This is a genomic window from Verrucosispora sp. ts21 (genome assembly GCF_002879555.1).
Classification (GTDB): domain Bacteria; phylum Actinomycetota; class Actinomycetes; order Mycobacteriales; family Micromonosporaceae; genus Micromonospora; species Micromonospora gifhornensis.
Map to the genome: position 1 here is coordinate 1 of NZ_PNOZ01000045.1, position 13,529 is coordinate 13,529.

At 71.1% G+C, this 13,529-nt stretch carries 14 protein-coding genes and 1 pseudogene; 7 read left to right on the plus strand and 8 right to left on the minus strand.

Annotation, left to right across the window (positions count from 1 at the left end):
• Together C1A38_RS19620 and C1A38_RS19625 are read right to left on the minus strand one after the other, a co-directional pair.
• A partial coding sequence (locus C1A38_RS19620) for a DedA family protein (protein WP_102659225.1) occupies nucleotides 1-643 on the minus strand: 643 nt, incomplete at its 3' end.
• Between the two features lie 79 nt (nucleotides 644-722).
• Nucleotides 723-1,313, minus strand: a complete 591-nt coding sequence (locus C1A38_RS19625) for a DUF1349 domain-containing protein (RefSeq protein WP_233196913.1) — start codon at nucleotides 1,311-1,313, stop codon at nucleotides 723-725.
• Nucleotides 1,314-1,375: 62 nt separating this feature from the next.
• On the opposite strand from C1A38_RS19625, the gene C1A38_RS19630 reads away from it, so the two are divergent.
• Both C1A38_RS19630 and fabG read left to right on the plus strand, forming a co-directional pair.
• Complete coding sequence (locus C1A38_RS19630; RefSeq protein WP_102659227.1) at nucleotides 1,376-3,028, plus strand: alpha-amylase family protein; 1,653 nt, start codon at nucleotides 1,376-1,378, stop codon at nucleotides 3,026-3,028.
• Nucleotides 3,029-3,129: 101 nt separating this feature from the next.
• Nucleotides 3,130-3,888 carry a 3-oxoacyl-ACP reductase FabG gene (gene fabG, locus C1A38_RS19635; RefSeq protein ID WP_102659228.1) on the plus strand — a complete coding sequence of 253 codons (759 nt, stop codon included), beginning with the start codon at nucleotides 3,130-3,132 and terminating at the stop codon, nucleotides 3,886-3,888.
• A gap of 64 nt (nucleotides 3,889-3,952) precedes the next feature.
• Here the strand turns inward: fabG and C1A38_RS19640 are convergent.
• Nucleotides 3,953-4,357, minus strand: a pseudogene (locus C1A38_RS19640) (hypothetical protein); the annotation flags it as partial.
• Complete coding sequence (locus tag C1A38_RS19645; protein WP_102659230.1) at nucleotides 4,350-4,736, minus strand: hypothetical protein; 387 nt, start codon at nucleotides 4,734-4,736, stop codon at nucleotides 4,350-4,352. The pseudogene C1A38_RS19640 and the gene C1A38_RS19645, both read right to left, overlap by 8 nt.
• A gap of 142 nt (nucleotides 4,737-4,878) precedes the next feature.
• Here C1A38_RS19645 and C1A38_RS19650 point away from each other — a divergent pair, with 142 nt between their 5' ends.
• Nucleotides 4,879-5,781, plus strand: coding sequence for a Gfo/Idh/MocA family protein (locus C1A38_RS19650; RefSeq protein ID WP_102659231.1), 903 nt, complete (start codon nucleotides 4,879-4,881; stop codon nucleotides 5,779-5,781).
• Here the strand turns inward: C1A38_RS19650 and C1A38_RS19655 are convergent, their stop codons facing one another.
• On the minus strand, nucleotides 5,782-5,979 hold the full coding sequence (locus C1A38_RS19655) for a DUF2795 domain-containing protein (protein WP_102659232.1): 198 nt from the start codon (nucleotides 5,977-5,979) through the stop codon (nucleotides 5,782-5,784).
• A gap of 86 nt (nucleotides 5,980-6,065) precedes the next feature.
• Here C1A38_RS19655 and C1A38_RS19660 point away from each other — a divergent pair, with 86 nt between their 5' ends.
• Nucleotides 6,066-7,322, plus strand: coding sequence for an erythromycin esterase family protein (locus C1A38_RS19660; protein ID WP_102659233.1), 1,257 nt, complete (start codon nucleotides 6,066-6,068; stop codon nucleotides 7,320-7,322).
• Nucleotides 7,323-7,395: 73 nt separating this feature from the next.
• Here the strand turns inward: C1A38_RS19660 and C1A38_RS19665 are convergent, their stop codons facing one another.
• Together C1A38_RS19665 and C1A38_RS19670 are read right to left on the minus strand one after the other, a co-directional pair.
• Entirely contained in the window at nucleotides 7,396-9,636 is a 2,241-nt protein-coding gene (locus C1A38_RS19665) for an MMPL family transporter (RefSeq protein WP_102659234.1), read from the minus strand.
• 36 nt (nucleotides 9,637-9,672) lie between these two features.
• Complete coding sequence (locus C1A38_RS19670) at nucleotides 9,673-10,221, minus strand: TetR/AcrR family transcriptional regulator (RefSeq protein ID WP_102659265.1); 549 nt, start codon at nucleotides 10,219-10,221, stop codon at nucleotides 9,673-9,675.
• Between the two features lie 127 nt (nucleotides 10,222-10,348).
• Between C1A38_RS19670 and C1A38_RS19675 the strand changes: the two genes are divergently transcribed.
• Nucleotides 10,349-11,119: an isocitrate lyase/PEP mutase family protein gene (locus tag C1A38_RS19675; protein ID WP_102659235.1), complete on the plus strand. Its 771-nt coding sequence runs from the start codon at nucleotides 10,349-10,351 to the stop codon at nucleotides 11,117-11,119.
• Nucleotides 11,120-11,183: 64 nt separating this feature from the next.
• Complete coding sequence (locus C1A38_RS19680) at nucleotides 11,184-12,149, plus strand: DNA polymerase domain-containing protein (RefSeq protein ID WP_102659236.1); 966 nt, start codon at nucleotides 11,184-11,186, stop codon at nucleotides 12,147-12,149.
• An 86-nt stretch (nucleotides 12,150-12,235) separates the two neighbouring features.
• Here the strand turns inward: C1A38_RS19680 and C1A38_RS19685 are convergent, their stop codons facing one another.
• On the minus strand, nucleotides 12,236-12,772 hold the full coding sequence (locus tag C1A38_RS19685) for a hypothetical protein (protein WP_233196914.1): 537 nt from the start codon (nucleotides 12,770-12,772) through the stop codon (nucleotides 12,236-12,238).
• A 252-nt stretch (nucleotides 12,773-13,024) separates the two neighbouring features.
• On the opposite strand from C1A38_RS19685, the gene C1A38_RS19690 reads away from it, so the two are divergent.
• A complete protein-coding gene (locus C1A38_RS19690; protein WP_102659238.1) occupies nucleotides 13,025-13,522 on the plus strand; it encodes a YcxB family protein in 498 nt (165 codons plus the stop codon).
• The last annotated feature ends 7 nt before the right edge of the window (nucleotides 13,523-13,529 follow it).

Genomic DNA, 13,529 nt, shown 5'->3' on the forward strand with positions numbered 1-13,529 from the left:
TGCGGGGGTGGGTGCGGCGGCGGTGTTTTTTCAGGGCCCAGGAGGCGAGCATGAGGGCCAGGAGCGCCAGGATGGCGTAGTCGAACCAGGAGCTGTAGCGGTCGATCTGGTTCCAGCGGGAGCCGAGGGCGTAACCGAGGCCGATGAAGAGGCCGTTCCAGAGGGCGCTGCCCAGCGTGGTGAGGGTGACGAACTCGACCAGGGGCATGCGGTTCGCGCCGGCCGGGATCGAGACCAGGCTGCGGACCACCGGGGCCATCCGGCCGAAGAAGACGGCCCAGCGGCCGTACCGCTCGAACCACCGGTCGGCCTTCTCCAGGTCCTCCAGGTCCACCAGGGGCAGCCGGTCGAGCCAGCGTTTGAGTCGGTCCTCACCGACGGCGGCACCGAGCCAGTAGAGCACCAGCGCGCCGAGCACCGAGCCGACGGTCGCCGCCACGGTCACCACCACCACGCTGAACCGGCCCTCACCGGCGAGATAGCCGGCCAACGCCAGGACGATCTCGCTGGGGATCGGCGGGATGATGCTCTCCAGGGCGACCAGCAGGGCGACACCCAGCGGGCCGGCCGCCTCGATCACCCCGGCCACCCAGCCGGTCAGTCCGCCGACCTGGCTGGGGTCGACATCCTGGGCGAGCGCCATGGTGGTGCCTCCACGGGTAGTCGGCGTGCCGACGTTCCTACCCGCTGACACCCCGGCGAACACCAGGCGGCGGCGTCCCTCACTCCTGTGGGTGCAGCGTCGCGTCGGCCGGGCCCTGCCGCCAGCCACTGAAGCGGACGGTCAGGCCACCTCGGCTGGGCGAGCAGCAGTACGGCCCGGCGGCTGCCGGTGCGTCCCCGGGCAACGGGGCGAGCCGGACCAGTTGCCAGGGCTCACCGGCCGGCCGGGCCCGTACGATCAGCGCGTCAGCGGCCCGACTGACCCGTACGGTCACCTCCCGGCCCGCCCACTGCGGCACCGGGGCCACCGACCAGTCGGAGAACTCGTTTGTCACCACCGCGCCGACCTGTGGCTGGCCGTCGCTGATCTCCACGCCGGTCTTCACCCAGTTCCGGTCGTCCACCCGCACCAGCACCCCGGCCTGGTCGAACTGTTCGGCGTAGTCCAGCCGGAAGTCCACCTCCACCGCGCTGCCGACGGGGAAGTCCACGAGCAGGGCCGGTGCGTAGTCGTGCACGAACCCGTAGCCGGTGTGGCGCCACAGGTCGCTACCCGCCTGCGGTTCCACGCTCAAGCCGCCGTCGGCGTCCTCGACCGCCCGCACCGGCTGTTGGTGCCAATTGCCGCTGGACCACTCGATGCTCTGCACCACGGCACGTTAACGGGTCGCTCGGGTTTGCCGTCGCCGTGCCCGGGAGAAGGTACGGGGGCATGTCTGACAGGTGGTACTCGGAGGCGGTCGTGTACTGCCTCGACATCGACACGTTCGCCGATTCCGACGGCGACGGGGTGGGTGACTTCCAGGGGCTGATCGGTCGGCTCGACTATCTGGCCCGGCTCGGAGTCACCTGCATCTGGCTCAACCCCATCCATCCCTCACCCAACGAGGACGACGGGTACGACGCGACCGACTTCTACAACGTCGACCCACGACTCGGCACGCTCGGTGACTTCGCCGAGCTGCTGCACCAGGCGAGCAACCGGGGCATCCGGGTGATCATCGACCTGGTGGTCAACCACACCTCCAACAAGCATCCGTGGTTCATCTCCGCCCGATCGTCGCCGGACTCTCCGTACCGTGACTGGTACATCTGGTCCGAGCACGAGCCGGCGGACCGGCACCAGGGCATGGTCTTCCCGGGCGAGCAGCACGAGACCTGGACCTACGACCGCACCGCCAAGGCCTGGTACTACCACCGGTTCTACAAGTTCCAGCCCGACCTGAACATCGAGAACCCGAAGGTACGGGCGGAGATCAAGAAGATCACCTCGTTCTGGCTCCAGCTCGGGGTCTCAGGTTTCCGGATGGACGCGGTGCCGTTCATCATCGAGCGCACCGAGCCCGGCAATCCGGACTCGCCAAAGGACTTCGACTTCCTCACCGACCTGCGCCAGCATGTGCAGTGGCGGCGCGGCGACGCGGTCCTGCTGGCCGAGGCGAACGTCGAGCCGGATCAGCTGCCGGTCTTCTTCGGTGACGGCAGCGGCTCGGGCAACCGGATCCACATGCTCTTCGACTTCATGCTCAACGGTCGGCTGATGCTCGCCCTGGCCCGGGAGGACCCAGAGGTGATCATCGAGGCGTTGCGGGACACCCCGAAGCTGCCCACCGGTGGGCAGTGGGCGACCTTCCTGCGCAACCACGACGAGATCGACCTGTCCCGGCTCACCGCCGACCAGCGCAACGACGTGCTGGCGAAGTTCGGGCCGAAGAAGAACATGCAGCTCTACGGCCGGGGCATCCGTCGTCGGCTCGCCCCCATGCTCGGCAACGACCGCCGGCACATCGAGCTGGCGTACTCGTTGCAGTTCTCGCTGCGCGGCACGCCGGTGTTGCGGTACGGCGAGGAGATCGGGATGGGGGAGGACCTGACGTTGGAGGGACGCGACGCGATCCGTACCCCGATGCAGTGGTCCTACCAGGAGAATGCCGGCTTCTCCACCGCCGAGCCGGAGAAGCTGATCCGCCCGGTGATCGACAAGGGGGAGTACGGCTACCAGAACGTCAACGTCACCGCCCAGCGCAGGGACCCGCGTTCGCTGCTGGGCTGGTTCGAGCGGATGATCCGTACGCTGCGGGAGGCGCCGGAGACCGGCTCGGGCAGCACCAGCCACATCGACGTACCGATGCCCCCGGGCGTGCTGGCGCACCGCGCCGACGGGCCTACCGGGACGATGGTCTTCCTGCACAACCTCGGCACCGAAGATGTCGAGGTCGACCTGAGCATCCTGGCCGACGAGGCGGAGTTGCCGATCGACGTGCTCAGCGACCGCAACTACCCCGACGTCGGCAAGCTCGACCGGCTCAAGCTCGCCGGGTACGGCTACCGGTGGATCCGACTGCGCCTGGGTCACGAACGCTAGGCGCGGCCCGGCCCGCGTCGGCTCTTTCGTCGCGGGCCCGGCTGCGGCGTACGACTGCGTTACGCTCCTTCGATCGAGCCACAAGTTACCGGGAGGTAATCATGTCGGAGGAGCCCCGCGTCGCCATCGTGACCGGAGCCGCGCGCGGCATCGGCGCGGCGACCGCCCGCCGGTTGGCGGCCGACGGCCTGGCCGTCGCCGTGGTCGACATCGAGGAGTCGGCGACGAAGGAGACCGTGGACGCGATCGCGGCGGCCGGGGGCCGGGCGCTCGGCGTCGGCGCCGACGTGTCGGACCGGGCCCAGGTGGAGGCCGCCGTCGAGCGGGTCGTCGCCGAGTTGGGCGCCCCGACCGTGCTCGTCAACAACGCCGGCGTGCTTCGGGACAACCTGCTGTTCAAGATGACCGACGCCGACTGGGACACCGTGCTTGGCGTACACCTGCGGGGTGCCTTCCTATTCAGTCAGGCCGCGCAGAAGCACATGGTCGAGGCGAAGTGGGGTCGGATCGTCAACCTCTCCAGCACCTCGGCGCTGGGCAACCGGGGGCAGGCCAACTACGCGGCGGCCAAGGCCGGTATGCAGGGCTTCACCAAGACCCTCGCCATCGAGCTGGGGCCGTTCGGGGTGACCGTCAACGCGGTCGCGCCGGGCTTCATCGTCACCGACATGACCGCCGCCACCGCCGCCCGGATGAAGATCGACTTCGAGGCGATGCAGAAGCACGCCGAGTCGGAGATCCCGGTCCGGCGGGTCGGTCGGCCCGAGGACGTGGCCCACACCATCTCGTTCCTGGCCAGCGAGGGGGCGTCCTTCGTCTCCGGCCAGGTCATCTACGTCGCCGGCGGCCCTCGGGACTGACCCCGGCGGTTGTTAAGAAGGGTCCCTTCCTATGCACCAGGCGTTAAGAAGGGGCCCTTCCTTACCGGGTCCGGTAGAGCCAGGCGAGGCCGAGGACGGGCAGCAGCAGCGGGATGTAGCCGTAGCCGCTGCCGAAGCCGGACCAGACCGTTTCGTCCGGGAACAGGTCGGGCCGTACCAGGCTGAACGCGCCCACGCCCACCACGCCGACCAGTTCCACGGCGCAGCAGGCCAGCGCGACGCGCCGACCCGCGTGTCCGGCCCGGGCCAGGCCGACCGCCGCCACGATGTAGACCACCGCGGCGAGCGCGGAGAGCAGGTACGCCAGCGGCGCCTCGTCGAGCCGGGTGACGATCTGCAGGGTGGCGCGACTGGTGGCGGCAATGGCGAAGATCAGGTAGACCGCGATCAGCAGACGGCCGGGACCGGTGTTGGTCCGCACCGGCTGTTCGGTACGCGCCTCAGCCACCGAGCACCTCCCAGGTCTGCTGGAGCCGTACCACGACCACCGGGGTGACCAGGCAGATCGCGCAGACGATCGCCGAGCCCCAGCGGGTCGGCTCCATCCTGGCCAGCACCCCGGCCAGCGGCGGCAGGCAGACCAGCGTCACCAGGTAACCGAAGAAGGCCCCCGGCTCACCCGGCTGGTCGCCGCCGGCGAGCGCCACACCGGCCAGCACCGCCAGGGCGAGCAGAGCCAGTTCGAGTACGCCCAGGCCGATCAGCTGAATCCGGTCCGGTGCCCGGTGCCGCAGCGTGGCGATCAGCGCCCACACGGCGACCAGCAGCGACAACACGATGGCGGCGACGGCCGGTACGCCGTCGACCGGCGACGCGGCGGCGTTCATCCGACTCGTCCGGTGCTGGTTCCGATCACCGGCCCACTCTACTAACCCGCGTAGTAAGACGAGTCGGCACGGCGGGCGTACGTTCGGTGCGCCGCAGCGGCAGCGGTTAGCGTGGGCGCAGACGAGGCTGGAGGTACGGGTGATGCGGTTCGGGTTGTTCGGTACGGGTCACTGGGCGGCCCAGACGCACGGGGCGGCACTTGACGCACACCCGAGGGCGGAACTGGTAGGTGTGTGGGGGCGCAACCGGGACCGGGCCGCCGCGCTGGCCACCCGTTACGGCGTACCGGCGTACGACGAGGTCGACGCGTTGATCGAGGCGTGTGAGGCGGTCGCCGTCGCGCTGCCCCCGGACGTGCAGGCGGAGATCGCCGTACGGGCCGCCACCGCCGGGCGTCACCTGCTGCTGGACAAGCCGCTCGCGTTGACCGTCGCCGACGCCGATCGGGTGGTCGACGCGGCGGCCGGCTCGGGCGTGGCGTCGGTGGTCTTCTTCACCGCTCGGTACCAGCCGGAGGTGGCAGGCTTCGTCGCGGCGACGGCGGCCGCCGGTGGCTGGCACACCGCCAACGTGATCCGGTTCGCCTCGATCTTCCAGCCCGGCAGCCCGTACGCCCAGTCGCCCTGGCGGCGCGAGCGCGGCGCGCTGTGGGACATCGGCCCGCACGCGCTGGCGATCCTGCTGCCGGTGCTGGGCCGGGTGACCCGGGTGGCTGCCGGCGACGGGCCGGGTGGCCTGGTGCACCTGCTGCTGACCCACGACGGCGGTGCCACCAGCAGCGTGGCACTGACCCTGGACGCCCCGCCGGCGGCGGTGGCCGCGGAGTTCACCTTCTACGGGGACAACGGCGTAGAGACCCTGCCGTCCGGCGGCGCGAGTTCGGCGACCGCCTTCGGGGTGGCGATCGACCAACTGCTCGCGGAGGTCGACGCCGGCACCCGGGATCACCGATGCGACGTGCGCTTCGGCCGCGAGGTGGTGAGAGTGCTCGCCGCCGCCGAAACCGCCCGTGCCCAGGGCGCCGTCATCGACCTGCCCAGCTGATCAGTGGCCCCACGCGCCGGGCAGGGCGTCGGACAACTCGGTGGCGGAGCCGATCTGCTCCACCGGCAGGGCCCGTACGGCCTGCAACTGCTCCGTGCTCGCGCCGTTCTCCTGGCACCAGCGGATCAGGTCCTCGCGGGAGACGGGATAGTCCAGTCCCGCGAGGTACTCCGGTAACGCCCCGCCGCGGTCGGTCATGACCTCCGCTCTACCCGTCCAACCGCGTCGGCACACCACCGGAAGGCCCTCGCGTTTGCCCGTCCGGGTGCCGGGTAGCCGCAGGCATGCTGGTACAGCGGCTCGGTGCGCCGAGCGACCTCGACCCGTTGCTGGAGCGAGCCCGCGACGCCCGGGTGGTGATGATCGGGGAGGCGACGCACGGCAGCTACGACTACTACCGCATCCGGGAACAGCTCACCCGGCGGTTGATCGCCGAGTGCGGGTTCGACTTCGTCGCGGTGGAGGGCGACTGGCCGGACTGCGACCGGGTGCACCGCAGTGTGGTCGGCGCGGCGGGCGGCGCGGTCGAGCCGCAGGTCGCGTTGGAGCGTTTCGAACGCTGGCCGACCTGGATGTGGGCCAACGCCGAGGTCGCCCGGTTCTGCAGTTGGCTGCGGGCGTGGAACGTGGAGCGGGCCGAGGCGTCCCGGGTCGGCTTTCACGGCCTGGACGTCTACAGCCTGTGGGAGTCGATGCAGGCGATCTTCGACTATCTGGGCGAGGAGGACCCGGCGTCGCTGGAGGCGGCGCAGGACGCGTACCGGTGCTTCGAGCCGTACGGCAAGCGGGTCGAGGAGTACGGCCTGGCCAGCCGGTTCGTCTCGGCCCGCTGCGAGCAGGAGGTGGTACGGCTGTTGGCGCGTACCCGGCAACTCGCCGCCGCCGACGGCCCGGACGCCTTCTCGGCCTGGCAGAACGCGGAGGTGGTGGCCGGCGCGGAGCGTTACTACCGGGAGATGGTCGCCGGTGGTCCGGGGTCGTGGAACGTGCGGGACAGCCACATGGCCGACACGCTGGATCGCCTGCTGGAGCGGTACGGGCCGGACGCCCGGGGGGTGGTCTGGGCACACAACACGCACATCGGTGACGCGCGGGCGACCGACATGGCCGCCGACGGGATGCTCAACATCGGGCAGTTGGCGCGGGAACGGCACGGTGCCGACGAGGTGGTGCTGATCGGCTTCGGCAGTTGGCGGGGCTCGGTGATCGCGGCCCCTCGGTGGGGTTCGCCCGCCGAGGCGATGGTCGTACCGCCGGCCCGGGCCGGCTCGGTGGAGGACCTGCTGCATCAGCTCATGCCGAAGCGGGCGGTGCTGGTCTTCGGCGGCCCGGACCAGCCGGGCTGGGTCACCGACCCGCTCGACCACCGGGCGATCGGCGTGGTGTACGACCCGTCCTTCGAGTCGTGGGGCAACTACGTGCCGACCCGTCTGGGGCAGCGGTACGACGCGTTCATCTGGTGCGACGAGACGACGGCGCTGCATCCGCTGCCCGCGCTCAGCACGCCCGGCGAGATGGAGACGTACCCGGCGGGCGTGTGACGACCTGCCGGGTACGCGCTGGCGTTAAGAGGGGCCCCCTGCTATGCACGAGGCGTTAACAGGGGGCCCTTCCTTACACCGTTGCCTTGTTGTCGAGGGTGGCGCGCAGCTTCTCGCCCTCGATGTCGACGTTGGGCAGGCCCCGGTCCAGCCAGCGCGGCAGCCACCAGGCAGCCTTGTCGAGCAGGGACATCACCGCCGGGACGATTGTCATCCGGACCACGAAGGCGTCGATCGCCACGCCGACGGCCAGCGCGAAGCCCATCGACTTGATCACCGGGTCGTCGAGGAAGACGAAGCCGCCGAAGACCGAGGTCATGATCAGCGCGGCGGCGGTGACCACCCGGGCACCGTGGCCCATCCCGTTGATGGTGGCCTGCTGGGCGGTGTCACCGTGCACGAAGTCCTCCCGCATCCGGGAGACCAGGAAGACCTCGTAGTCCATGGCGAGCCCGAACAGGATGCCGATGAGCAGGATCGGCAGGAAGCTGATCAGCGGACCCGGGGTGTCCAGGCCGACCAGGTCGGCCAGATGACCCTGCTGGAACACCGCCACCGTGAGGCCGAAGGTGGCGGCCACGGTGAGCAGGAAGCCCAGCGCCGCCTTGACCGGCACCAGCAGCGAGCGGAACACCAGCATGAGCAGCAGGATCGACAACCCGACCACCAGGCCCAGGTAGATCGGCATCGCGTCGGAGAGCTTCTCCGAGATGTCGATGCCGACCGCGGTCACGCCGGTCAGCAGCACGTCGGCGCCGGGCACGTCGGCGACGGCGGCACGGATGTCGTGCACCATCGTCTCGGTGGCCGGGTCGGTCGGGCCGGTCTTCGGGATGACCCCGAGCAGCGCCGTCTTGCCGTCCGGGCTCAGCTGCGGCGGAGCCACCGCCAGCACGTTCTCGGTGCCCTGGACGAGGTTTGTCACCTGCGGGATGGCCGCGGTGGTGGCCTGTGCGTCGTCGCCGGCCACGACCACCGCGAGGCGGCCGGTGAAGCCGGGACCGAAGCCCTCGGTGATCAGATCGTTGGAGACCCGGGCGGGGGTACCGGCCGGGGCGGTGCCGGCGTCCGGCAGGGCCAGCCGCATGTCCGGCGCGGGCAGCGCGAGCAGCCCGAGACCGAGTACGCCGACCAGGATCACCGGAATGCGGAACCGGGTGATCAGCCGGGCCCAGCGGAACCCGAAGGCCGAGCGGTCCTCACCGGTGAGGGTGGCCGCCTCCGGTGCCGCGTGGTCGGTGGAGGCGCTGCCGGCGCCCTCGGCGATCCGGGAACTGTCCTCGGTCGTCACCGCGACTGTGGAACGCAGCCGTCGGGGCAGCACCCGGCCACCGGCGAAGCCCAGCAGGGCCGGCTGGAGCGTGATCGCCACCAGGACCGCGACGGTCACCGTGCCGGCGGCGGCCAGACCCATGACGGTCAGGAACGGGATGTTCACCACGGCCAGGCCGGCCAAGGCGATGACCACGGTGGCGCCGGCGAAGACCACCGCCGAGCCGGCGGTGCCGACCGCGCGGCCGACTGCCTCGTCGGCGGGCAGCCCGTCGAGCAGGTTCTGTCGGTAGCGGGAGGTGATGAACAGCGAGTAGTCGATGCCGACGGCCAGGCCGAGCATCAGCGCCAGGATCGGTGCGGTACTGGTCAGCTCGACCACGCTGCTGAGCGCGAACAGGCCGGCCATGCCGACACCGACGCCGATCAGCGCGTTGAGCATGGTCATGCCGGCGGCCACCAACGAGCCGAAGGTGATGATCAGGACGACGAGGGCCACCGCCACGCCGATCGCCTCGGTGGAGCCGACCTCGGGTTCGGCGTTGAGCACCTCACCACCGGGGGCGACCTGCCAGCCCTGCGACTGCGCCTCGGCGCCCACCTTTTCGTAGGCGTCGCGCTGTTCGTCGGTCACCGTGTCCACGCCGCCGCTGAACTGCACCTGGATCAGCGCGTACTGGCCGTCGGGGGAGACGGCGCCGACCTGGAACGGGTCCACTGCGCCGAGCACGCCGGGTACGGCGGTGGCCTCCTGGGTGACCTTCTGGACGACCGCCTGACCCTCGGGCGTGCCGAGCTGGCCGGGGTTGGGGGCCTTGACGGCGATCGTGCCGGTCGCGCCGGCGGCTGCCGGGAACTGCTCGGCGAGCAGGTCGATGGCGCGCTGGGACTCGGTGCCGGGCATGGAGAAGTTGCTGGCCGTCGGGCCGCGCAGGGTCGCTGCGGCCAGGCCGAGCGCGACGAGTACGACGAGCCAGATCGCGGCGACGAGTCGCCGCCGGCGCATCGAGCCCCGGCCGAGCCGGTAGAGCAGGGTCGCCATGAGGTCCTTTCCCTCAATCGTGGATGGTGGGACTGGTCAGCGGGCGGGCTCCAACGCCCGCCGCAGCAACGCCAGCAGGGCGTCGCGCAGTTCGTCGTCGGGTACGTCGGCGAATTCGCCGCAGGTCTCGGCGATGCCGGCGACCAGTACGAACGCGGCGACCCGGGCCGAGGGGCGCTCGGACCGGGCGGCGAGCGCGTCGAGCAGCCGTTCGGAGATCTGCTGGATGTGGGTGAAGCCGGGCTGTTGCAGCAGGTTCGGAAATTCGCCACGGAGCAGCGCGATCTCGGCGCGGAAACGGACCGCCAGATCCACGAAACCCTCGGCGGCGGCCCGCTGGGCCCCCTCGGGTTCCGGCTGGGCCACGATCCGTTCGTCGAGCGTTCGCAGCGCCTCGATCGCCGGGGCCATCAGCTCGGTGAGGATGGCTTCCTTGTTGGCGAAGTGGTAGAGCACGGCCGCCTTGGAACAGCCCACCTCGCTGGCGATGTCCTGCAGGGAGGTGCCCCGGTAACCGGTGACGCCGAACCGTCGCGCTGCGGCGGCCAGGATCTCGTCGTGGGTCTGCGGGGCGAGGCGAGCCATGACCACCAGCATGCCTGACCGATCGGTCAGCGGCTGACCGAACGGTCAGGTTCGTGGTCTTCGCCACAAACCACCGTCGGTGGATTGGATCTGCGCCGATGCCTCCGGGCTGCCCAGAATCATCACCATGACCAACTCTCCGGCGGTACGGGCGGCCGCCCTTCGTGCCCTGCATCGGCCCGGTGACCCGCTGGTGCTGCCGAACGCCTGGGACGTCGGTTCGGCCCGCGCGGTGGTCGAGGCCGGCTTCGGTGCGGTCGCCACCGCCAGCGCGGCCGTCTCCCAGTCACTCGGGTACGCCGACGGCGAGGGCACACCCGCGGGGGAGATGTTTGCTGCGGTGTCGCGGATCACCCGCGCGGTGACCGTGCCGGTCACCGCCGATCTGGAGCGGGGGTACGGACTGCCCCCGGCCGAACTGGTCCAGCGGCTGCTCGACGCCGGGGCCGTCGGGCTGAACCTGGAGGACTCGGCACCGCGCGGCGGTGCGCTGGTGGACCCGCAGGAGCAGGCCGAACTGCTGGCCGGGGTACGGGCCGCAGCCGACGCCGCCGGGGTGCCGATCGTGATCAACGCGCGGACGGACGTGTTCCTGCGCCAGCACGGCGAGCCGGCCGGACGACTCGACGAGGCGATCCGTCGGGCCCGGCGCTACCTGGCGGCCGGCGCGGACTGCGTCTACCCGATCATGCTCGCCGGCCCCGCCGAGCTGCGTACCTTCGTCGAGTCGGTGGCGGCACCGGTGAACGTGCTGGCCCGCCCGGCGGCACCGGCACCGGCCGAGCTGGCCGCCCTCGGCGTGGCCCGGATCAGCTACGGTCCCGGCCTGTACGCGGCCACCCACGCGCACACCGCCCGGCTGCTCGCCTCGATCGCCGCCGGCGACGTCCTCGCCTGAGCGACACGGCGCGATACGTGGCGTTGCGGTTGACCGACGGGCATCGAGCCGCGATGGTGGTCCGGTGAGCGGGGCAGCCGACGAGACCCGGGACGGGGTACCGCTGACCAACCTGGACCAGGCGTTGTTCGACGGGTCCGGCGCGGTCAAGCGTGACCTGGTCGACTACCTCGACGCGATGGCCGACCGGATCGTTCCGCACCTGCGGAACCGGCCGCTGTCGGTGGTCCGGGTACGCCCCGGGCAGCCCCCGTTCATGCAGAAGAACCTGCCCCGTTACACCCCGGACTGGGTACGGCGGGTGCCGATCTGGGCCGAGGCGTCCCGGCGGGAGATCGCGTACGCGCTCTGCGACGACCACCGCACCCTGCTCTGGTTCGCCAACCAGCGGGCGGTCGAGTACCACCCCACCCTGGCCACGGCCGACGACCTGAGCCGTCCCACCCATCTGGTTCTCGATCTCGACCCGCCGGAGGGCGACAGCTTCGCGGTCGGGGTGGCCGCGGCCCTGCTGGTCCGGCAGGCGCTCACCGATGCCGGGCTGGCCGGTGCGGTGAAGACCAGCGGCGCCAAGGGCGTGCACGTCTTCGTTCCGGTCGCCGCCGGGCCGGACGCCGAGCAGTTGGCCGCCGCCACGCGGGCGCTGGCCGCCCGGGCGCAACTGTTGGATCCGGCGCTGGCCACCACCGCCTTCATCCGCGAGGACCGCGACGGCAAGGTCTTCATCGACCCGACCCGCACCGGCGGCGCGACGGTGGTCTCCGTCTACAGTCCCCGGCTGCGTCCCGGCGTACCGGTCTCCTTCCCGGTGCCCTGGGAAGAGTTGGAGTCGGTGGCTCCGGGGGACTTCACCATCCGTACCGTCCCGGGCCTGCTGGCCCACGGTGACCCCTGGGCGGACCTGATGCCGCTACCGCAGTCCCTCCCCGCCGACCTGATCGAGGAGGGGCGGGCCATTCCGGTGCCCCGGGTGCAGGCCATGCACGAGGGCCGCCGCCGCGCCCGCGCCCGCCGCGCCGCCGCCGACTGAGCCAGTCGCATCGGCCGGTGCCCGCTGCGGACATGGCGGTGCGCCGGACCGTGGGTACGGTCCGGCGCACCGGGCGTCGAGCAAGGTCAGAGCATCCAGCGGTTGCGCTGCACGAAGGGCAGCTGCGCCCAGCGCCGGCCGAGACCCCAGGTGTGTCCGGCGTACGCGGCGGCAAGGACGACAAGCACCAGGGCGTACATCAGGTGGGAGTCGACAACCGGGTTGGTCGAACCGGTCGGGTCACCGGCGGCGTTGAAGCGGGCCAGCGGGAAGTCGGCCAGCCACATCAGCGCCATCATCAGGCTGCCCGAGGCGGCCGCGATGCGCAGGCCGATACCGGCGAGCAGAGCGATACCGATGGCGGCCAGACCCCCCATGAACAGCAGGTTCGCCCACCAGGCGCCCGCGATCGAGTGGGCGATCGACTGGAACGGCCCGACGTCGACGTTGGCCAGGAAGCCCTTGGTCGGGGAGCCGCCGTTGATCCAGGCCCGCTCGGTGGGGGTCGAGTAGCCGAGGCCGAACATCTTGTCCAGGAACGCCCAGCCGAAGATCAGGCCGGTGGCGACCCGCAGCACGGCCAGGGCGCGGGCGGCGGTGGTGGTCAACATCGAGCCGGGCATCTCCGCCCGCTCAAGGGGCCGCTCGATCGAACGCTGGGTGTTGTGGTGGATGGTCATCGTTGCCTCCGGTGTCTGTTTCCGTCACCACCACTGTCGCCCGGGAGGGCATTGCGCCGCGCGGGCCGGAACACCCCAAGGCACCGGGACCAAGGTCCCGACCTGAGGGGGTACGTTCAGCCCCGCTCCCGTACCGCCGTGGTGGCGGCAACCGGCCAGCGGAGCGCGGAACCTGCGCGCCGGTATGGTTCTGGCGTGCACATCCGGTTCGACGTCCCCGCAGATCCCACCTATCCGGGCCGGGTGGCCGCTGCGCTCAGCGGTGACCGGCTACGCAGGTACGGCTACGTCGGCGCGGTGCTCACGGCGGTCGGAGCGATCGGATTCGCCGTCTCCCGGGGGACGTCCTGGGGTGAGCTGATCTCGCCGTTCTGGGTGACGATGGCCGTGGGCGGCCTGCTGGCGATGCTGTACTGGCCGTGGTTGCAGTTGCGGGCCCGACGCCGCTCCAGCGGCTACGCCGTGGACGGCAGCTACGACATCACCGATGAGCAGATCCTGATGCGCAGCGGTACGGAGTCCGGGAGCATCGCCTGGGACGGCGTCGCCCAGGTGAAAGGCACCCCGGATTTCTGGATCGTGTACGTCGGCGGGATGCCGGCGACAGTGATTCCCCGCTGGCTGATGTCCGCCGAGGACGCCGAGACGTTGCGTGCCTTCATGACCGAACGTGGCCTGCTCCAGGCGCGGTGAGCCGGCC

Excerpts from the sequence above, each read along its gene's own strand:
- C1A38_RS19630 (WP_102659227.1), top strand. The coding sequence starts at position 1,376 with ATGTCTGACAGGTGGTACTCGGAGGCGGTCGTGTACTGCCTCGACATC.
- fabG (WP_102659228.1), top strand. The coding sequence starts at position 3,130 with ATGTCGGAGGAGCCCCGCGTCGCCATCGTGACCGGAGCCGCGCGCGGC.
- C1A38_RS19645 (WP_102659230.1), bottom strand. The coding sequence starts at position 4,736 with ATGAACGCCGCCGCGTCGCCGGTCGACGGCGTACCGGCCGTCGCCGCC.
- C1A38_RS19650 (WP_102659231.1), top strand. The coding sequence starts at position 4,879 with ATGCGGTTCGGGTTGTTCGGTACGGGTCACTGGGCGGCCCAGACGCAC.
- C1A38_RS19655 (WP_102659232.1), bottom strand. The coding sequence starts at position 5,979 with ATGACCGACCGCGGCGGGGCGTTACCGGAGTACCTCGCGGGACTGGAC.
- C1A38_RS19660 (WP_102659233.1), top strand. The coding sequence starts at position 6,066 with ATGCTGGTACAGCGGCTCGGTGCGCCGAGCGACCTCGACCCGTTGCTG.
- C1A38_RS19665 (WP_102659234.1), bottom strand. The coding sequence starts at position 9,636 with ATGGCGACCCTGCTCTACCGGCTCGGCCGGGGCTCGATGCGCCGGCGG.
- C1A38_RS19670 (WP_102659265.1), bottom strand. The coding sequence starts at position 10,221 with ATGGCTCGCCTCGCCCCGCAGACCCACGACGAGATCCTGGCCGCCGCA.
- C1A38_RS19675 (WP_102659235.1), top strand. The coding sequence starts at position 10,349 with ATGACCAACTCTCCGGCGGTACGGGCGGCCGCCCTTCGTGCCCTGCAT.
- C1A38_RS19685 (WP_233196914.1), bottom strand. The coding sequence starts at position 12,772 with ATGCCCGGCTCGATGTTGACCACCACCGCCGCCCGCGCCCTGGCCGTG.